This is a genomic window from Pseudomonas sp. Marseille-QA0332 (assembly GCF_054950175.1).
In genome coordinates this window covers 4,284,046-4,303,164 of sequence record NZ_CM143106.1, presented here as the reverse complement: position 1 = coordinate 4,303,164, position 19,119 = coordinate 4,284,046, and the positions used below count along the sequence as shown (strand labels likewise).

The 19,119-nt window shown below is 63.6% G+C and carries 15 protein-coding genes; 8 read left to right on the top strand and 7 right to left on the bottom strand.

What is annotated here, in order from left to right:
* Positions 1-7 precede the first annotated feature (7 nt).
* Together ACY8GK_RS19855 and ACY8GK_RS19850 are read left to right on the top strand one after the other, a co-directional pair.
* Entirely contained in the window at positions 8-976 is a 969-nt protein-coding gene (locus ACY8GK_RS19855; protein WP_462401872.1) for an ABC transporter ATP-binding protein, read from the top strand.
* Complete coding sequence (locus ACY8GK_RS19850; RefSeq protein ID WP_462401871.1) at positions 976-1,947, top strand: peptide ABC transporter ATP-binding protein; 972 nt, start codon at positions 976-978, stop codon at positions 1,945-1,947. The genes ACY8GK_RS19855 and ACY8GK_RS19850 overlap by 1 nt, the downstream gene beginning before the upstream one ends.
* A 233-nt stretch (positions 1,948-2,180) precedes the next feature.
* On the opposite strand, the gene ACY8GK_RS19845 is transcribed toward ACY8GK_RS19850, so the two are convergent.
* Together ACY8GK_RS19845 and ACY8GK_RS19840 are read right to left on the bottom strand one after the other, a co-directional pair.
* Entirely contained in the window at positions 2,181-3,137 is a 957-nt protein-coding gene (locus ACY8GK_RS19845) for a hypothetical protein (protein WP_196181215.1), read from the bottom strand.
* Positions 3,138-3,570: 433 nt separating this feature from the next.
* Positions 3,571-5,154 carry a peptide chain release factor 3 gene (locus ACY8GK_RS19840; protein ID WP_462401870.1) on the bottom strand — a complete coding sequence of 528 codons (1,584 nt, stop codon included), beginning with the start codon at positions 5,152-5,154 and terminating at the stop codon, positions 3,571-3,573.
* 498 nt (positions 5,155-5,652) lie between these two features.
* Here ACY8GK_RS19840 and ACY8GK_RS19835 point away from each other — a divergent pair, with 498 nt between their 5' ends.
* From ACY8GK_RS19835 to ACY8GK_RS19815, 5 genes are all read left to right on the top strand, one after another.
* Complete coding sequence (locus ACY8GK_RS19835) at positions 5,653-6,363, top strand: ABC transporter permease (RefSeq protein WP_462401869.1); 711 nt, start codon at positions 5,653-5,655, stop codon at positions 6,361-6,363.
* A gap of 15 nt (positions 6,364-6,378) precedes the next feature.
* On the top strand, positions 6,379-7,290 hold the full coding sequence (locus ACY8GK_RS19830) for a glycine betaine ABC transporter substrate-binding protein (RefSeq protein WP_462401868.1): 912 nt from the start codon (positions 6,379-6,381) through the stop codon (positions 7,288-7,290).
* Complete coding sequence (locus tag ACY8GK_RS19825) at positions 7,287-7,940, top strand: ABC transporter permease (protein ID WP_196181363.1); 654 nt, start codon at positions 7,287-7,289, stop codon at positions 7,938-7,940. Before ACY8GK_RS19830 ends, ACY8GK_RS19825 begins: the two co-directional genes overlap by 4 nt.
* Entirely contained in the window at positions 7,937-9,094 is a 1,158-nt protein-coding gene (locus ACY8GK_RS19820) for an osmoprotectant ABC transporter ATP-binding protein OsmV (protein ID WP_196181361.1), read from the top strand. Before ACY8GK_RS19825 ends, ACY8GK_RS19820 begins: the two co-directional genes overlap by 4 nt.
* 642 nt (positions 9,095-9,736) lie before the next feature.
* Positions 9,737-10,900 (top strand): type III PLP-dependent enzyme, encoded by a 1,164-nt coding sequence (locus tag ACY8GK_RS19815; protein ID WP_196181359.1) that lies wholly within the window; start codon positions 9,737-9,739, stop codon positions 10,898-10,900.
* Between the two features lie 45 nt (positions 10,901-10,945).
* Here the strand turns inward: ACY8GK_RS19815 and ACY8GK_RS19810 are convergent, their stop codons facing one another.
* Positions 10,946-11,491 (bottom strand): hypothetical protein, encoded by a 546-nt coding sequence (locus ACY8GK_RS19810; RefSeq protein WP_462401867.1) that lies wholly within the window; start codon positions 11,489-11,491, stop codon positions 10,946-10,948.
* A gap of 233 nt (positions 11,492-11,724) precedes the next feature.
* On the opposite strand from ACY8GK_RS19810, the gene ACY8GK_RS19805 reads away from it, so the two are divergent.
* Complete coding sequence (locus tag ACY8GK_RS19805; protein WP_462401866.1) at positions 11,725-14,277, top strand: PepSY domain-containing protein; 2,553 nt, start codon at positions 11,725-11,727, stop codon at positions 14,275-14,277.
* Positions 14,278-14,330: 53 nt separating this feature from the next.
* Here ACY8GK_RS19805 and ACY8GK_RS19800 read toward each other — a convergent pair whose 3' ends face one another.
* The 4 genes from ACY8GK_RS19800 to bamB form a co-directional block, all read right to left on the bottom strand.
* The gene (locus ACY8GK_RS19800; RefSeq protein ID WP_196181353.1) at positions 14,331-15,122 is read right to left on the bottom strand and encodes an amidohydrolase; all 792 of its coding nucleotides are present in this window, start codon (positions 15,120-15,122) and stop codon (positions 14,331-14,333) included.
* Complete coding sequence (locus tag ACY8GK_RS19795) at positions 15,110-16,258, bottom strand: pyridoxal phosphate-dependent aminotransferase (protein WP_462401865.1); 1,149 nt, start codon at positions 16,256-16,258, stop codon at positions 15,110-15,112. Before ACY8GK_RS19795 ends, ACY8GK_RS19800 begins: the two co-directional genes overlap by 13 nt.
* Before the next feature lie 135 nt (positions 16,259-16,393).
* Entirely contained in the window at positions 16,394-17,860 is a 1,467-nt protein-coding gene (gene der, locus ACY8GK_RS19790) for a ribosome biogenesis GTPase Der (protein ID WP_462401864.1), read from the bottom strand.
* A 115-nt stretch (positions 17,861-17,975) separates the two neighbouring features.
* Positions 17,976-19,118 carry an outer membrane protein assembly factor BamB gene (gene bamB / locus ACY8GK_RS19785; protein WP_196181347.1) on the bottom strand — a complete coding sequence of 381 codons (1,143 nt, stop codon included), beginning with the start codon at positions 19,116-19,118 and terminating at the stop codon, positions 17,976-17,978.
* Between the last annotated feature and the right edge of the window lies 1 nt (position 19,119).

Here is a 19,119-nt window from a genome sequence, read left to right as displayed (position 1 = left end):
CCACGCCATGTCACTTCTACAGATCAACAACCTGGCGGTGCGGTTCGGCGACGCCAATGCCACACCGGTGGTCGACGGCCTCGACCTGAGCGTCTCGGCCGGTGAAATCCTGGCCATCGTCGGCGAATCCGGTTCCGGCAAGTCGGTGACCATGATGGCGCTGATGGGGCTGATCGATCCGCCCGGGCGCATCACCGCCGATACCCTGAGCTTCGACGGCCTCGACATGCTCGGCCTGAGCGCCAGACAGCGGCGCAAGATCATCGGCAAGGACATCGCCATGATCTTCCAGGACCCGATGACCGCGCTCAACCCAAGCTATACGGTGGGCTTCCAGATCGAGGAAGTGTTGCGCCAGCACCTGGGTCTGAAAGGCCGGGCGGCCCGTCAGCGGGCGCTGGAGCTGTTGCAGAAGGTGGAGATCCCCGCTGCCGAAAGCCGCCTCGATGCCTACCCCCACCAATTGTCCGGCGGCATGAGCCAGCGCGTGGCAATCGCCATGGCGATTGCCGGCGAACCGCGCCTGCTGATCGCCGACGAACCGACCACGGCCCTCGACGTGACCATCCAGGCACAGATCATGGACCTGCTGGTGAACCTGCAGCAGGAGCGCGGCATGGCGCTGATCCTGATCACCCACGACCTGGCCGTGGTTGCCGAGACCGCGCGTCGGGTCTGCGTCATGTATGCCGGGCAGGCGGTGGAGGTAGGTCAGGTACCGGAGCTGTTCGAGCTGCCTGCCCACCCCTACAGCGAAGCCTTGCTGGCCGCGATCCCGGAACACAGCGCCGGGGCCGAGCGGCTGGCGACTCTACCGGGCATCGTGCCCGGCCGCCATGACAGGCCCCTGGGTTGCCTGCTCTCACCGCGATGCCCCTATGTGCGCGACAACTGCCGCCAGCAGCGCCCGGCACTCGACCCGCTGGCTCACAGCTTGGCGCGCTGCTTCTATCCGTTGAATCAGGAGGTGGCTTGATGACCGTCGTGTTGACCGCCCGCGAGCTGACCCGCCATTACCAGGTCGCACGCGGCATGTTCAAAGGTAGCGCCCTGGTACGCGCACTCAATGGCGTTTCCTTCGAACTGGAGGCCGGCCGGACCCTGGCCGTGGTCGGCGAGTCGGGCTGCGGCAAGTCGACTCTCGCCCGCGCGCTGACCTTGATCGAGGAGCCGACCTGCGGCTCACTGCAGATCGCCGGCCAGGAAGTCGCCGGTGCCAGCAAGGCCCAGCGCCGGCAGCTGCGTCGTGACGTGCAAATGGTCTTCCAGAGCCCCTACGCCTCGCTCAATCCACGGCAGAAGATCGGCGACCAGCTGGCCGAGCCGCTGCTGATCAACACCGACCTGGGTCGCACCGAGCGCCGCGAACAGGTTCAGGCGATGATGCAGCAAGTGGGCTTGCGGCCCGAGCACTACCAGCGCTATCCGCACATGTTCTCCGGCGGCCAGCGCCAGCGCATCGCACTGGCCCGGGCGATGATGCTAAGACCCAAGGTCCTGGTGGCGGACGAACCTACCTCGGCCCTGGACGTGTCGATCCAGGCGCAGGTGCTCAATCTATTCATGGACCTGCAGCAGCAGTACCGGACCGCCTATGTCTTCATCTCGCACAACCTGGCCGTGGTGCGCCACGTGGCTGACGATGTGCTGGTGATGTACCTGGGCCGCCCGGCCGAAATGGGGCCCAAGGAAGACATCTATCGCAACCCCTTGCACCCCTATACCCAGGCACTGCTGTCGGCCACCCCGAGCATCCATCCCGATCCAGCCAGGCCGCGTATCAAGATCGCCGGGGAGCTACCCAACCCGCTCGCACCGCCGTCGGGGTGTCCGTTCCACAAGCGTTGCCCTTACGCCACGGACAAATGTGTGATGGATGTGCCGGCGTTCCGCGTGGTGGGCAGTCGTCAGGTAGCCTGCCACTATGCCGAGCAATTCCTGCAATAGCGGCAGTACCTTGCCCTGGGGCCGCGCGATCCGTCGTTCACGATCGATCCCATGCTCGCGGACCTTGAATGCAAAACGCCGTCATCGTTCGATGACGGCGTTTCTCTTGGGAGCGATCCGACTCAGTGCATGAAGATCGCGATCAGGATGATGATCGGGATAGGTACACCCAGGAACCACAGCAGAAGTGAACGCATGGTGTTTCTCCTTGTTCGACGTGCAGATAGAGTCGGTTAGCGGATCGGCGCATTGGTGACACGGACACTGGCGCGATCGTCACGCAGCGTACCATCGTCGATCCAGCGAGCCTGGTCGCGCTGGCGGCCACCGAACAGCGCGGCGATGCTGGCGAAGAAAGCGCCGCACAGCATGGCGATGAAGGTCCACAGGGCAGTCCAGGCAGCCGCCTTGGCCGCCGCGTCGGCCGCTTGCTGGGCAGCCAGCTTGGCTTCCTCGGCCGCCTGGCGGGCCTGGCCGTACACCTGGTCCACGCGTGCCTCGGCTTCGGCCTGGGTCAGGCGAGTGCGTTGCGCCACCAGTTGCGCCAGGTAGGCACGGTCATCGGCATTGAGGGTACCGTCGCCCGCCAGCGCCTTGGTGAAGATACGGCTAGCCACGCCATTGGCGGCATCTTCGCTGACCGAGACGGGGCCTTCGCTGCGGAACAGGCTGTCGACGAAATACCCCATCGGATCGTTGCCCTGCCCCTCGCTGTCCGCCGCCGCGCCTACCGCCGCGCCAGCCCCGGTGGCCACGCCAGCAGCCACGTTGGCGCCGGCCTGCGCACCGGCACCGGCCACGTTACCGGCCGTGGAAATGATCAAGGTGGCGGCGACCAGCGTGGCGACTGCCCACGCCAGGAAACCATGGGCGGTATCACGGAAGTACACCTCGTCCCCATGCAGGTTGGCCCATTTCACCCGCAGGCGTCCGGCGATATAGCCGCCTAGGCCCGAGGCGAGGATCTGGGTGACCAATAGCCAGACGATGGTCGAGATACCCAGCGCCTTGGCGCTGGCGCCCTCGTCGGCCCAAGGCGAAGTGGCCGCGAAGCCCAGGCCCGCGCCCAGTATCACGAGAATCAACGACAGGGCAGCCGCGGCTGCGGCACCGGCGAAGATAGCCGCCCAGGACACGCCCGAACGGTTGCCGTCGGCGACGGCGGATGGGTAATCGGCAGTAGTGATCATGTCGGTGGCGCCTTTTTTGGGTGAGCAACAAGTCCATTCGCAAGACTGTGAGTGCATCAGGCGTGCCAACTGTGTCAAAAGATGACTTTCAAGCCAATCAAGGAGTTAGACAAGGATGGTTATCCTAGGATCATGCAAAATGCCGGATGAGGCAGGCATGGGCCAGGTTTTCTGCAAGGCCGGGGCGGTCGCGATGACATTGTGAAACCGTAGGGCGGCAATGCCGCGATCGTCCGCACGGCGGGCCTGGTGGCGCGGGTGCGTGGAAGCAGCGCTGCGTCGTCGTGAAATCTTGGGGCGCGTCATGGCCCATCGCGGCCGGTCCGGCGCTCCAGCGCCGGTCGCTGCCACATCAGCCCATCGCGACACGGTGGCCATTCCCACATGTCCTGTCGCGGCTCGGCGGCCTACGAGGTCCTGAGCCGCGCGTCGATCAGTGATGCTCTCGAGTAGCGCGGAATTTCACATCCGGCCAGCGCTCTTCCATCAGCGACAGGTTGACCCGAGTCGGCGCTAGGTAGGTCAGATGACCACCGCCATCGATCGCCAGGTTTTCCATGGCCTTGTTCCGGAAATCCTCGAGCTTCTTCTTGTCGTCGCAGGCGATCCAGCGAGCCGACCATACCGTGATCGGCTCATAGGCGCACTCGACCTTGTATTCCTCCTTGAGCCGGCTGGCGACCACGTCGAACTGCAGCACGCCCACGGCGCCGAGGATGATGTCGTTGCTGCGCTCGGGGAAGAACACCTGGGTCGCGCCCTCTTCAGCCAGCTGCTGCAAGCCCTGGCGTAGCTGCTTGGACTTGAGTGGGTCCTTCAGGCGCACGCGCCGGAACAGTTCCGGGGCAAAGTGCGGGATGCCGGTGAAGCCCAGCGCCTCGCCTTCGCTGAAGGTGTCGCCGATCTGGATGGTGCCATGGTTGTGCAGGCCGATGATGTCGCCGGCGTAGGCTTGCTCCAGCTGCTCGCGCTCGGACGAGAAGAACGTCAGCGCATCGCCGATGCGCAGATCCTTGCCCAGGCGCACGTGGCGCATCTTCATGCCCTTTTCGTACTTGCCCGAGCAGATGCGCATGAAGGCGATGCGGTCGCGGTGCTTGGGGTCCATGTTCGCCTGGATCTTGAACACGAAGCCGGTGAACTTCTCCTCGGTCGGCTCCACGCTACGCTCGTGGGCCACGCGTGGCAGCGGACGCGGCGCCCAGTCGACCACGGCGTCAAGCACATGGTCGACACCGAAGTTGCCCAGCGCGGTCCCGAAGAACACCGGCGTCAGCTGGCCGTCGATGAAGGCTTGCTGGTCGAACTCGTGGCAGGCGCCCTGCACCAGTTCCAACTGCTCGACGAATGCTTCGTACTGGTCGCCCAGGTGCGCCCGTGCCTCGTCCGAATCGAGCTTGTCGATGATCCTGGCCTCGGTGCGCTCGTGCCCGTGCCCGGGGGTGTAGACGACGATGTAGTCGCCGCGCAGGTGATAGACGCCCTTGAAGTCACGGTAGCAGCCGATTGGCCAGGTGATCGGCGCGGCCTTGATCTTGAGCACCGCTTCGATCTCGTCGAGCAGCTCGATCGGATCGCGAATGTCGCGGTCGAGCTTGTTGATGAAGCTGACGATCGGCGTGTCGCGCAGTCGGCAGACGTCCATCAGGGCGATGGTGCGCGGCTCGACGCCCTTGCCGCCGTCGAGCACCATCAGCGCCGAGTCGACCGCGGTCAGGGTGCGGTAGGTATCTTCGGAGAAGTCCTCGTGACCAGGGGTGTCGAGCAGGTTGACCATGTGCTCGCGGTAGGGGAACTGCATCACCGAGGTGGTGATGGAGATGCCGCGCTGTTTCTCCATTTCCATCCAGTCGGAGGTGGCATGGCGGTCGGACTTGCGCGACTTCACGGTTCCGGCGACGGCGATCGCCTTGCCCATCAGCAACAGCTTCTCGGTAATGGTGGTCTTGCCGGCGTCGGGGTGGGAAATGATTGCGAAAGTGCGGCGCTTCGCGACTTCGGCGGCCTGGTTGGTCATGGGAAATCGCCTGACTGGGATCGAAAAGGGGCAATATCATACCTGAAGTGAGTCAGGGACCAAAATCTGATCGGCGCAAGCAGCAAGCAGGATGGAGCCGACCACGCGCTTGAGGCTTGAGGCTTGCCAGGCTATCGACCGCCTTTCGCAAGCCACGATGGTATACCTGAAAAAACCCTGACATTAGGTAATTCAACGTCATGAAGTGGCATTCTTGATTTTTTATCGCGATGAAATTCCAAAAATCTAGTGATTAACACTAGCCAAACGCCGCTCTGGATGCGAACCTTCACGGCCAAGGAGACGTCCACCCCCCCCGCGAATCCGCTTCGCCTGGGGCTGGTTTCATCAGCTTCCCGGACCTGACGAGGTCCAGCTCATGGGGTCGATCGGCTCGCCGCCGAGGCCACCCCGCTACTCGCGACCACGCCTTGCGCCGCGCCTGCGACGGCCGACCCTCACGGGGTGTGCTCGCCGACTGAAAAAAGGAGTCCACCTGTGGCTACACGCTACGGAAAAGGGCTGTTGGGATGGGCCGCCGTGCTCGTCATCCTGGCCCTGCTGGTCCACTGGATCGGCCTGGATACGATCGCGCGCTATCGCGACGATCTTGCGTTCTACCTGCAAGCGCACCTGGTCTTGGTGCTGGCTTCGATGGCGGCGGCGCTGGCCGTGGGCATCCCCGCCGGCATTGCCTTGAGTCGACCACACCGGGTCGACAAAGCCGAGCGCTTCATGCAGTTCTTCAATGTTGGCAACACCATCCCTCCCCTGGCCGTTCTGGCCATCGCCCTGAGTATCCTGGGCATCGGCGCAGGCCCCGCGATCTTCGCGTTGTTCCTCGCCTCTCTGCTACCCATCGTGCGCAACACCTATGAAGGCCTGAAGAACGTCCCCGCCTCCCTCAAGGAAGCCGCCACCGGCATCGGCATGACCCCGCGCCAGCAGCTCTGGCAGGTGGAACTGCCCAATGCCGTGCCGATCATCGTAGGCGGCGTACGAGTGGCCCTGGCACTGAACGTGGGCACCGCGCCGCTGGCCTTCCTGATCGGCGCCAACAGCCTGGGCAGCCTGATATTCCCCGGTATCGCCCTGAACAACCAGCCGCAGCTGCTGCTTGGCGCAGCCTGCACGGCCCTGCTGGCGCTGCTGCTCGATGCGCTGGTGAGCTTTTCCAGCAAGCGCTGGCTGGAACGCGGCCTGGCCTGACGACGAGAAATGATCATGAAAAAGACAATCGCCTTGCTGCTGGGCGCGGTCCTGCTGTACGCAGGGGCCGTGCAGGCGGCGGAGAAACCCCTGATTCGTATCGGCGCACGGGTGTTCACCGAACAGACCGTGCTCGCCGAAATCACCGCCCAGTACCTGCGTGCGCATGGCTTTGATGTGCGCGTGACCACCGGCCTGGGTAGCAACATCGCGCGCCAGGCCCAGGAAACCGGCCAGCTCGACCTGATGTGGGAATACACCGGCGTATCCCTGGTTTCCTACAACCATATCGATCAACGCATGCCCAGCGCCGAAGCCACCTATGCCAAGGTCAAGCAACTGGATGCGCGCAAGGACCTGATCTGGCTGACTCCCTCGAAGTTCAGCAACACCTACGCCCTGGCGTTGCCGAGGGAAGTCGCCGAGGCCTATCCACAGATCGGCTCGATCAGCGAGCTTGGCCAGGTCCTGCGTGACGAGCGTGAACGTGAACATCTGCTGGCGCTGGACACCGAGTTCGCCAACCGCCCCGATGGCCTTGTCGGCCTGAGGCAAATGTACGACCTGCAACTGGGGCGCCCAAACATCCGCCAGATGGATGCAGGCCTGGTCTACACGGCGTTGCGCAACAACCAGGCGTTCGCTGGCCTGGTCTACACCACCGACGGCCGCCTGAGCGCCTTCGACCTCAAGTTGCTGGCCGACGACAAGCATTACTTCCCCGACTACACCGCGGCCCCGGTGATCCGCAAGGCCGTGCTCGAGGCCAACCCGCAACTGGCCGAGCTGCTCGCGCCGCTGGCCGAGCAGCTCGACGACGAAACCATGCGCCAGCTCAACGCCAAGGTCGATGTCGAGCACCAGAACCCCTCCAGCGTGGCCGCGGCCTTCCTGCGCGAGCATCCATTGAGCGAGGTGCGCCCATGAGCTTGCTCGATACCTTCGCCCACCTCGACTGGGCCCAGGTGCTGCAACTGACCTGGCAGCACGTGACCTTGGTCGGCATCGCTGTCGGCCTGGCGATCCTCATCGGCGTGCCGCTGGGCATCCTGATGACGCGCTTTCCGGTCCTGGCCGGCCCTCTGCAAGCCTGCGCCACCGTGCTGCTGACCATACCTTCGATCGCCCTGTTCGGCCTGCTGCTGCCTTTCTACTCCAAGTTCGGCCAGGGCCTGGGGCCGCTGCCGGCCATCACGGCGGTATTCCTCTATTCGCTGCTGCCGATCCTGCGCAATACCTACCTGGCCCTGACCAATGTCGAGCCTGGCATCCGCGAAGCCGCGCGCGGCATCGGCATGACTTTCGGCCAGCGCCTGCGCATGGTGGAGCTGCCCATCGCGGTCCCGGTGATCCTCGCCGGGGTGCGCACCGCGGTGGTCATGAACATCGGCGTCATGACCATCGCCGCGACCATCGGCGCCGGTGGCCTCGGCGTGCTCATCCTCACTTCCATCAGCCGCAGCGACATGTCGATGCTGCTGGTCGGCGCCGTCCTGGTCAGCCTCCTGGCGATCATCGCCGACCTGCTCCTGCAGACCTTGCAACGTGCCCTCACCCCAGAAGGACTTCGCCCATGATCGAATTGCAGAACCTCAGCAAGACCTTCAACAGCAACGGCAAGGACATCAAGGCCGTCGATTCGGTCAGCCTGACCGTCAACGAAGGTGAAATCTGCGTCTTCCTCGGCCCATCGGGTTGCGGCAAGAGCACCACGCTGAAGATGATCAACCGCCTGATCGCGCCGACTTCGGGCAAGGTGCTGATCAACGGCGAAGACACCAGCGGCCTGGACGAGGTGACCTTGCGCCGGCACATCGGCTATGTGATCCAGCAGATCGGCCTGTTTCCCAACATGACCATCGAGGAGAACATCACCGTGGTCCCGCGCCTGCTCGGCTGGGACAAGCAGCGCTGCCACGAGCGCGCCCGCGAACTGATGAGCATGATCAAGCTCGAGCCCAAGCAGTACCTGCAGCGCTATCCGCGCGAGCTGTCCGGTGGCCAGCAGCAGCGCATCGGCGTGATTCGCGCACTGGCCGCCGAGGCGCCGGTCCTGCTGATGGACGAGCCGTTCGGCGCGGTCGACCCGATCAACCGCGAGATGATCCAGAACGAGTTCTTCGAAATGCAGCGGGCCTTGAACAAGACCGTGATCATGGTCAGCCACGATATCGACGAAGCGATCAAACTGGGCGACAAGATCGCCATCTTCCGCGCCGGCAAGCTGCTCCAGCTCGACCATCCGGATACCTTGCTGGCCCATCCGGTGGATGATTTCGTCAGCAACTTCGTCGGCCAGGACAGCACCCTCAAGCGCCTGTTGCTGGTGCGCGCCGAGGATGCGGCGGACAACGCGCCGGCGCTCAGCCCCGAAACGCCGGTCAACGAGGCGCTCGAGCTGCTGGACGAGCATGACCGCCGCTACGTGGTGGTCACCGATGCCCGGAACAGGGCGCTGGGCTATGTGCGCCGGCGCGACATGCATCGCCAGCAAGGCACTTGCGGCGACTTCCTGCGTTCGTTCAACGCCACCGCCGCGCACGACGAGCACCTGCGCATCCTGCTGTCGCGCATGTACGAGTTCAACCGCGCCTGGCTGCCGGTACTCGATGCCGAGCGGGTGTTCCTGGGCGAGGTCACCCAGGAGTCGATCGCGGCCTACCTGAGCTCGGGACGCTCACGCGGTGGCAAGACCAGCATCGTCTCGCCTGCCGAGGCAACGACCTGCTGAAACCAGCCTGTGAACCGCTGACGCCGTCCACGGCGTCAGCTTGCCCTGCACCCCGCTTCCCTGGCGACGCCGAATGAACGGCGCCCGGCACGCCAGCACAAAAAGATTCTCCTCCCGGCCTCGCCCTGCCTTGTAACCGAGGTGGTCATAAATATGCACAGCTTGCCCTTGCGGATCGACTTTTCATATTGATCGACAGTGTGTCACGGGCAAACTTATTTACTTGTTTCGTGCCGAAACTCGTCGAACGAGTCGATGCAAGAAGCTGTTCTTGTCGTAGCGTCAATTCATCATGGTTCCACAATATTTGACAGGCGGTTCACGCTCGGGAACATCCGCCCGTGACAGGGGTCGTCCATTAGGGTGATGGGCCGGCCATCCACGACGAACGCGCCGGGATCGGCTATTGATCTTGCGTGCTTCACGCCCTAAAGTGCGCGCCGAACATCCATGCTGGAAACGATCCATCCGGCTCAAGTACTGACGACGAGACAGCAAGGCCACTGTCATTCCGCGCGCGGACACGGCTGCCTTCTTGCTTTCGGCGACATGCCTTGGGAAGTAGGCGAACCAAAGTGGGGATACGGAGGGTGTTCAGTTGCAGCCACTTAAATTTTCAGTTTGCCCATGGAGTCCTTGAGCATGTCGATCCAGGTCGAAGATTACTTCGCACGCGACACCTTCCAGAAGATGAAGGCGTTCGCCGATACACAGGAAACCCCGTTCGTTCTCATCGATACCCAGATGATCAGCCAGGCCTATGACGACCTGCGCGCCGGCTTCGAGTTCGCCAAGGTGTACTACGCCGTCAAGGCCAACCCGGCAGTCGAGATCATCGACCTGCTCAAGGACAAGGGATCGAATTTCGACATCGCCTCGATCTACGAGCTGGACAAGGTGATGAACCAGGGTGTGTCGGCCGAGCGCATCAGCTACGGCAACACCATCAAGAAAGCCAAGGACATCCGCTACTTCTACGAGAAGGGTGTGCGCCTGTACGCCACCGACTCGGAAGCCGACCTGCGCAACATTGCCAAGGCAGCGCCAGGGTCGAAGGTGTACGTGCGCATCCTCACCGAAGGTTCCACCACCGCCGACTGGCCGCTTTCGCGCAAGTTCGGCTGCCAGACGGACATGGCCATGGATCTGCTGATCCTGGCGCGTGACCTTGGCCTGATCCCTTATGGCGTGTCCTTCCATGTTGGCTCGCAACAGCGTGACATCAGCGTGTGGGACGCGGCCATCGCCAAGGTCAAGGTGATCTTCGAGCGCCTGCGCGAAGAAGACGGCATCGAACTGAAGATGATCAACATGGGTGGCGGTTTCCCGGCCAACTACATTACCCGCACCAACAGCCTGGAAACCTATGCCGAGGAAATCATTCGCTTCCTCAGGGAAGACTTCGGCGACGAGCTGCCGGAAATCATTCTCGAGCCAGGCCGTTCGCTGATCGCCAACGCTGGCATCCTGGTCAGCGAAGTGGTGCTGGTGGCACGCAAGTCCCGTACCGCCGTGGAGCGCTGGGTGTACACCGATGTGGGCAAGTTCTCCGGTCTGATCGAAACCATGGACGAATCCATCAAGTTTCCCATCTGGACCGAAAAGAAGGGCGAGATGGAAGAAGTAGTGATCGCCGGGCCGACCTGCGACAGCGCCGACATCATGTATGAGCACTACAAGTACGGCCTGCCCCTGAACCTGGCCAGCGGTGACCGCCTGTACTGGCTCTCCACCGGGGCATATACCACCAGCTACAGCGCCGTGGAGTTCAATGGCTTCCCGCCGCTCAAGGCGTTCTACCTGTAAACGCAACGGGGCCGAAAGGCCCCGTCTCGCCTTCTGCGCCTGGCTTCAGCGCCCCTGGATATGCCTGAGCCTGTCGAAGCCATCGAACAGCGGCACGTTCACATGCTCGACGCCTAGGCACATGATCAGCTTGTTCGCCCCGCCCGCTTGCACATAGCGGTTCTCGTAGACTTTCCTGTTGCGCACCCCCAGCGGCACGCTCCCCACCGCGGCAATGGTCACGCCCTCTTGCCCACCGACCTCGGGCACGCCAAGCCGCTCGCCATGTGCCCACAAGCGCCACAGCACAGGTTCAGGGCGGGTAAGGTAGTAGCCAACCCAGTTTCCCTTGAGATCCCAGGCCTCGTAATGGGCATCCCCTTCGGCGAACTCCACTGCCCTGACCCGATAGCCGGGATACTCTCCATCGAAATAGCCAAACCAGAACCTTTGCTGTGACTGGACCGAATGCATGGACGAGACAGTCAACCATTCGTGCTTGCGCTCGAACATCGAGTTCGAGGTCAGCTCCACCGAATCGAGAATGCCTTCATAGCCCGGCGTGCGGGACGTCAACGTAGCGATGAAAGAGCGTTGCTGGATGTATTGCATGAACATGATCCTCCCAGGTTGGAAGGCTCGAACATTTCATGCACGGGTGCGCCCAGGCAGCGAGCAGCGTTTCCTGGTCCGGTGGGCCTGCCTCTCGGCGACCGGCGCGGTGGCCATTCGATCGACCAAATGTCAGCACAAGGTAAAAGTCGCTCTTGAGAGCGCGAACTGTTTGCATTGGAAGGCATAATGCTCGCCGCGTCGCTGGAGATGGTCATGCAAGGTAGGGATGAGTGAAGAGAATACTGTTTCAACTGCACTGGTTCTTCGGAATCACCGCCGGGTTGGTACTGAGCGTGATGGGCATTACCGGGGCCATCTGGTCGTTCCAGGATGAACTGCTGCGCCTGTTCAATGCCGATGTCATGAAGGTTCAGGTCCGCCAGGAGAGCGTTCTGCCGCCCGCCGAGCTGGTCCACCGCGTCGAGGCAGCACAGGGCGAGCAGGTCTCGATGCTATGGGTCGACACCCGCGACGGCAATGCCGCACGGGTCTTCTTCACCCCGCCACCTGGAGAGCGTCGCGGTCAGTTGCACCATGCCGATCCTTACACGGGTGAGCGCCTGGGCCCCGCCGCGGGCCAGGACTTCTTCAACCTGATGCTGCAACTGCATCGCTTCCTGGCCATGGGCGATAGCGGCCGACAGATCACCGGGGCCTGCACCTTGATGCTGATCTTCTTCTGCCTTTCCGGCCTCTACCTGCGCTGGCCGCGCCGGGTCCTGGACTGGCGTGCCTGGTTGACCCTGGACTGGGCACGCAAGGGCCGCGCGTTCAACTGGGACTTGCATGCGGTGGCAGGCACCTGGTGCCTTCTGTTCTATCTGTTGTTCGCACTGACCGGCCTGTTCTGGTCATACGAATGGTATCGCTCAGGCCTGAACAAGCTGCTGGCCGATGCGCCAGCAGCCGGCCAAACACGCGGCAACGGCGAGCAGCGCGGTCATGGCCGGGTCGCACAGCCCATTGGCGAGGCGTCACGCCCGGTAGTGAACTACGATGCGCTGTGGACCAGCCTGCAGGGCGCGGCGGGTCCTGGATTGGCCAGCTACAACCTGCGCTTGCCAGCCCAGGACGGCCAGCCAGCCATGGTTTTCTACCTGCTTGCCGATGCGCCGCACGAACGGGCCTTCGACAGCCTGACCCTCGACCCTGCCACTGGGCAGATCGCGCGCCACGAACGCTTCGCCGACAAATCCTTCAAGGCGCAACTGTTGGCCAGCGTCTATGCCCTGCATGTGGGCAGCTACTTCGGCCTGCCCGGACGCATCATCGTGACCATCGCCAGCCTGGGCATGCCGGTGTTCTTCGTGACCGGTTGGCTGCTGTATCTCGATCGCCGACGCAAGCAGCGGCAGGTGCGGGCCGCGCGTGATCGACTTCGGGACACCCCAGGCACGAGCGACGCCTGGCTGGTAGGCTTCGCCAGCCAGAGCGGCTTCGCCGAACAGTTGGCCTGGCAGACGGCCGAACAACTGCAGGCCGCGGGCCTGCCGGCGCGGGTCAGGCCGCTGGCCGAGCTGGACGAGCGTGAACTGCGCGAAGCGCGTCGGGTCCTGTTCGTGGTCAGCACCTTCGGCGACGGCGAGGCGCCCGACAGTGCGCGTGGCTTCGAGCGCAGGGCGCTCGGCCAGCCATGGTCGCTGTCGCACCTGCACTATGCCTTGCTCGCGATCGGTGATCGCCGCTATCCCTCTTTCTGCGGGTTCGCCCGACGCCTGCAGGCCTGGCTCGAGGCGCGTGGCGCCAGCAGCGTCTTCGCGCCAATCGAAGTCGACGATGGCAACCCTGTAGCGTTACAGCAGTGGCACCAGGCATTGGCCGGACTGACCGGAGCTCAGGTCGCGCCAGCCTGGAAGCCGCCCACGCATGGCAGCTGGACGCTTTGCCAGCGCACCCTGCTCAACCCTGGCAGCCAGGGATATGCAGTCTACCTGCTAGGCCTGCGTCCGGAGACACCTGCGACCTGGGAAGCCGGCGACCTGGTGGAAGTGAAACCCTGCAATGGCCAGGCGAGTATCCAGGCATTTCTGCGCGGCCTCGGCCTGGAGGCCAGCGAGCCGGTGCAGCTCGATGGTTTGCCCATGACCCTGGGCCATGCCCTGACGATCCGTCACTTGCCTACCGGTCGCGAGCATCTGGTCGGTCTGCATGCGCAAGCGGTAGTAGACAGCCTGGCACTGATCGCGCCACGCGACTACTCCATCGCCTCGATTGCCAGTGACGGCATTCTCGAACTGATCGTGCGCCAGGAGCGCCAGCCTGACGGCCAGCTGGGCCTGGGCTCCGGCTGGCTGACCGAACATCTTGCCGTAGGTGGTAGCACCAGCCTGCGCGTGCGCCGCAACAGTGCCTTTCACTTGCCCGAAGCACCGGCGCCCATGATCCTGATCGGCAATGGTACCGGCCTGGCAGGCTTGCGCAGCCTGCTCAAGGCCCGCATTGCCGCTGGCGAGCGACGCAACTGGCTGCTGTTCGGCGAACGTCACCGTGCGCATGATTTCTTCTGCGCCACAGAGCTTCGGCAATGGCTGGCCTGTGGCGACCTGGCGCGGCTGGACCTGGCGTTCTCACGTGACCAGGCGCACAAGCACTATGTCCAGGATGCACTGGCCGAGCAGGCCGAGGAACTGCGCCGCTGGGTGCGAGAAGGTGCCTGCATCTACATTTGCGGTAGCCTGCTGGGCATGGCCAGCGGGGTGGATGCGGTGCTGCAGGACGTTCTGGGCAAGCACGAACTGCAGAAAATGATCGAGGACGGGCGCTATCGTCGGGACGTCTACTGACCGCCGGCATGCTTGGCCAGGCAGCGCCTGGCCCGCAAGCGGTGCACGCAAACTCAGCGCAGTTCGAAGGTATCGGCATCCAGGTTGGCCGGGAAGCGAGTGCGGTAGGCAGCCAGGTCGGCCGCTTTGAGCGTCACCTTGAAGACCCCGTCGGCCTCGCCGGCGTTGAGCATGGTCTCGCCCTGGAAGTCCAGCACCTGGCTGTCGCCTGCATAGGCGAAGCTCTTGCCATCGAGGCCGATACGGTTCACCGCCGCCACATAGCACAGGTTTTCGATGCCCCGTGCCGGTAGCAGGCGGTTCCAGTGATGACGCCGCGCCGCGGGCCAATTGGCGGTGTACAGCAGCAGGTCGGTATCCTGCGGATCGCGGCTCCACACCGGGAAGCGCAGGTCGTAGCAGATCAACGGGCGAATACGCCAGCCCTTGAGTTCGAACCGTACCTGTCGCTCGCCAGCCGTGTAGTGCTCATGTTCACCCGCCATGCGGAACAGATGGCGCTTGTCGTAATGCAGGATTTCTCCGTCCGGGCGCGCCCACAGCAGCCGGTTGCGATGGCTGCCATCGGCAGCCAGGACGATCAGGCTGCCGGTCACCACCGCGCCCAGGCGGGCGGCCTGGCTCCGCATCCAGGCATAGGTCGGACCGTTCTCGGGCTCGGCCAGGCGCTCGGACTCCATGGAAAAGCCGGTAGTGAACATTTCCGGCAGGATGACCAGGTCCATGCCGCTGGCCTGCTGCAACAGCATGTCGAAATGAACGAAGTTGGCCTCGCGGTCATGCCAGACGAGGCTGGTCTGCACAAGGGCAACCTGCAGGTCGGGCAATTGGGTCAGATCGCGCATAGTCTTTCCGCTGCCTGACGCAGCGTCTCCTCACGTTTGGCGAAGCACAGCCTGATCAGGCGCTGTCCAGGCACCGGCTGCTGGTAGAACACCGAGACCGGAATGCTCGCCACGCCATGCTCGCGGGTCAGCCAGGAGGCCATCTGCACATCGTCCAGGTCCGGACGGATGGCGCTGTAGTCGACCAGTTGGAAATAGGTACCGGCCGCGCGCCGCAAGCTCAAGCGCGACTGCGCCAGCAGGTCGCAGAACAGGTCGCGCTTGGCCTGGTAGAAGCCCGGCAACCGCTGCACATGTTCAGGATGTTCGGCCATGAAGTCGGCCAGTGCATGCTGCAACGGAGTCACGCCGCAGAAGTTGACGTACTGGTGGACCTTGCGCAGCTCCGCAGTCAGTTCGGCCGGAGCGACGACGTAGCCGGTCTTCCAGCCAGTGACATGGTAGGTCTTGCCGAACGAACTGACCACGAAGGCCCGGGCATACAGCTCTTCGTGCCTGAGCACGCTGGCATGCGCCACTGCGTCATAGACCAGATGCTCGTAGACCTCGTCGCTGAGGATGTGAATATCACGCCCACGAATCAACCCGGCCAACCGGTCCAGGTCCTCCCTGGTGATCAAGGCTCCGCTGGGGTTGTGCGGAGAATTGAGCACGACCATGCGGGTACGCGGACTCAGCGCATCCGAAAACCGTTGCCAGTCGATCGCGAAGTTTCCATCGCTCAGCTGCACATGCACGCAGCGTCCGCCTGCCAGCGTGACCGCGGGGTCATAGCTGTCATAGCACGGGTCGAAGACGATCACCTCGTCTCCCGGCCGCGCGACTGCCTGGATAGCGCAGAAGATCGCCGCCGTGGCGCCTGGAGTAATGGTCACATGCAGGTCTGGATCGACCTCGATGGCATGAGACTGGAAGATCTTCGCCGCCACCTGCTGGCGCAGCGCCGGCAAGCCAGTCATGGGCGCGTACTGGTTGTGCCCGGCCGCCACGTGCCGCCCGACCGCATCGAGCAAGGCTTGCGGCCCGTCGAAGTCCGGAAACCCCTGGGACAGATTGAGCGCGCCAGTCTGGGCAGCGAGCTGCGACATGGTGGTGAAAATGGTCATGCCGACGTTCGGCAACTTGCTGTCGATCATGGGCTCTCCGTAGGTGCTGGGCCGCTGCAATCTGCAAGCAAGGATCGCCTACCCTCCGGCGACTTGCCACAAGCTGCAAGCCATCAGAGCAGATACCTGTCCTGCAGACGCCTCGATGAGCTTGCAGCTTGCCGCTTACCTGCGCTTGTCCTTGCGTTTTTTCTCGGCCTTCTTGTGGTGAGACATCAGTCGGCGCTTCTTGTTGACCTGACGATCGGTCAGCGTGTTCTTGTTGCCCTCGTAGGGGTTGTCGCTGCCCTTGTACTCGATGCGGATCGGCGTGCCGACCAGCTTGAGCACCCGGCGGTAGGTGTTTTCCAGGTAGCGCGAATAGGAACGCGGGACCTTGTCGACCTGGTTGCCGTGGATCACGATGATCGGCGGGTTGGCGCCTCCCAGGTGAGCGTAGCGCAGCTTGATGCGACGGCCATTGACCATCGGCGGCTGGTGTTCGCTGACCGCATCCTCGAGGATCTGCGTAAGGCGGCTGGTCGGCCAGCGGGTGACGGCCGACTTGAACGATGCCTGTACCGACTTGTACAGGTGGCCGACACCAGTGCCATGCAGGGCGGAAATGAAGTGGATGTCCGCGAAGTCGACGAAGAACAGCCGGCGCTCCAGTTCGGTCTTGACATAGTCCCGCTCGCTCGGCGCCATGCCGTCCCACTTGTTCAGGGCAATGACGATGGCACGACCGGCTTCCAGGGCGAAACCGAGCAGGTTCAGGTCGTGATCGACCACGCCTTCGCGCGCGTCCATGACGAAGATCACCACGTTGGCGTCCTTGATCGCCTGGAGTGTCTTGACCACCGAGAACTTCTCGACTTCCTCGTGGATCTTGCCGCGCTTGCGCACCCCGGCGGTATCGATCAGGGTGTACTTCTCTTCATCACGCTCGAATGGAATGTAGATGCTGTCGCGCGTGGTGCCTGGCTGATCGTAGACCACCACTCGCTCTTCGCCGAGCATGCGGTTGACCAGGGTCGACTTGCCCACGTTCGGTCGCCCGATGATGGCGATCTTGATGCCATCCTTTTCGCTCGGGCCGGGGATGCGCGCGGCCTCCTCGCCCTCTGCGACGTCTTCGTCCAGGGCCTCGTCTTCCTTGTCGCGCGGCAGGTGACCGAGCACTGTTTCCATCAGCGCGTTGACGCCACGCCCTTGCGAGCCGGCCACCGGGATGGCGTTGCCCATGCCCAGCGGAGAGAACTCGGCACGCGCGGTATCCGGGTCGATGTTGTCGATCTTGTTGGCTACCAGCACGGCCTGCTTGTTGCGCTTGCGCAGGTGCTCGGCGATCATCTGGTCCGCCGCGGTCATGCCGGCACGCGCGTCGACCAGGAACAATACGTAGTCGGCTTCCTCGATGGCCATGAGCGACTGCTCGGCCATCTTCTCGTCCATGCCGACTTCGTCGCCGGTGATGCCACCGGTGTCGATGAGGATGAAGGAGCGACCCTGCCAGCGCGCCTCGCCGTACTGGCGGTCGCGAGTCAGGCCCGAAAGATCGCCGACGATGGCGTCACGGGTCTTGGTCAGGCGGTTGAATATGGTGGACTTGCCGACGTTCGGCCGACCCACCAGGGCGATAACGGGAACCATGCGGCTCTCCAATGCTTGAATTCTTGAAAATGCAAAGGCCGCTGCAAGGCAGCGGCCGGAGTTCGTGCGGTACCCAAGGTACCCGCCCGAGGCCAGCACGGCCTCAAGCATAGCCTCAGCGGATGGTCAGTGCCTCGAGCTTGCCGCTGTTGCCAAAGACGTAGATGGTGTCGCCGACCACCAGGGGCCGGGCGCGCAAGCCATCGCTGTCGATACGCTCGCGACCGACGAAGCGACCGTCCACCTGGCTCAACAGATGCAGGTAGCCTTCGAAGTCGCCAACGGCCACATAGCTGGAGAACACTTCCGGCGCCGACAGCTGGCGACGCGCCATGGAATCGTTGCTCCACAAGGCGCTGGAGGAGCGTTCGTCGATGCCCTCGACGGTGCCGGACGCCTGGCTCACATAGACGTTGCCGAAGCCGTGGGCGACACCCACATAGCTGGACGCATCACGCTGCCACAGCGAGCGACCGCTTTCCAGGTCCAGGGCGGCGACACGCCCCTGATAGGTGCTGACATAGATCACGCCGCCGGACAGCAGCAGGCCACCATCGATGTCGACCACCCGTTCCAGCTCCGAACGCCCTTGCGGCACGGCTACGCGCGCCTCCCATACCGGCACGCCATTTTGGGTATCCAGGGCGATCACCTTGCCGCTGGACAAGCCGGCCACGGCCAGGCGATTGGTCACGATCGGCGCGCCGGTGCCACGCAAGGTCAGGACGGCCGGCGTGCTTTCGTAGATCCAGCGACGTTCACCGGTAGCGGCATCCAGGCCGATCACGCGGTCATCCTGGGTCTGCACCACGACCACGTCGCCGTTGGTGGCAGGTGGCGCCAGCACTTCGCTGGTCACCCGCGAACGCCAGCGCTCTTCGCCGTCGGTGGCATCCAGGGCGATCACCTCGCCCTTGAGCGTGCCAAGCATCACCATCCCGTAGCCAACGCCCACGGCTCCGGAAACCGGCAGGTCCAGCTCCTGCTTCCAGATCACGTCGCCATTGCCACGGTCCAGGGCCATGACCAACCCATTGACGTCCGAAGCGTAGATACGGTCGTTCTCGATGGCCGGGACCAGGGTGTTGTAGGTCTTGCCCTGGCCATCGCCGATCGAACGACTCCACTGCTTGGTCAGCGTGACCTCCTCGGTGAAGGGGGTCAGCTCCGCCGGCGGCAGTTCCTTCTTGCTGTTGCTGCTGCAACCCGCCGCCAGGACGGCAAGGGCCAGCACTGCTGCTTGTTTCCAACCGATCACG

Bases quoted from the DNA above. Each gene is read 5' to 3' on its own strand.
- ACY8GK_RS19855 (WP_462401872.1), top strand. From the start codon at position 8: ATGTCACTTCTACAGATCAACAACCTGGCGGTGCGGTTCGGCGACGCC.
- ACY8GK_RS19850 (WP_462401871.1), top strand. From the start codon at position 976: ATGACCGTCGTGTTGACCGCCCGCGAGCTGACCCGCCATTACCAGGTC.
- ACY8GK_RS19845 (WP_196181215.1), bottom strand. From the start codon at position 3,137: ATGATCACTACTGCCGATTACCCATCCGCCGTCGCCGACGGCAACCGT.
- ACY8GK_RS19840 (WP_462401870.1), bottom strand. From the start codon at position 5,154: ATGACCAACCAGGCCGCCGAAGTCGCGAAGCGCCGCACTTTCGCAATC.
- ACY8GK_RS19830 (WP_462401868.1), top strand. From the start codon at position 6,379: ATGAAAAAGACAATCGCCTTGCTGCTGGGCGCGGTCCTGCTGTACGCA.
- ACY8GK_RS19825 (WP_196181363.1), top strand. From the start codon at position 7,287: ATGAGCTTGCTCGATACCTTCGCCCACCTCGACTGGGCCCAGGTGCTG.
- ACY8GK_RS19820 (WP_196181361.1), top strand. From the start codon at position 7,937: ATGATCGAATTGCAGAACCTCAGCAAGACCTTCAACAGCAACGGCAAG.
- ACY8GK_RS19815 (WP_196181359.1), top strand. From the start codon at position 9,737: ATGTCGATCCAGGTCGAAGATTACTTCGCACGCGACACCTTCCAGAAG.
- ACY8GK_RS19810 (WP_462401867.1), bottom strand. From the start codon at position 11,491: ATGCAATACATCCAGCAACGCTCTTTCATCGCTACGTTGACGTCCCGC.
- ACY8GK_RS19800 (WP_196181353.1), bottom strand. From the start codon at position 15,122: ATGCGCGATCTGACCCAATTGCCCGACCTGCAGGTTGCCCTTGTGCAG.
- ACY8GK_RS19795 (WP_462401865.1), bottom strand. From the start codon at position 16,258: ATGATCGACAGCAAGTTGCCGAACGTCGGCATGACCATTTTCACCACC.
- der (WP_462401864.1), bottom strand. From the start codon at position 17,860: ATGGTTCCCGTTATCGCCCTGGTGGGTCGGCCGAACGTCGGCAAGTCC.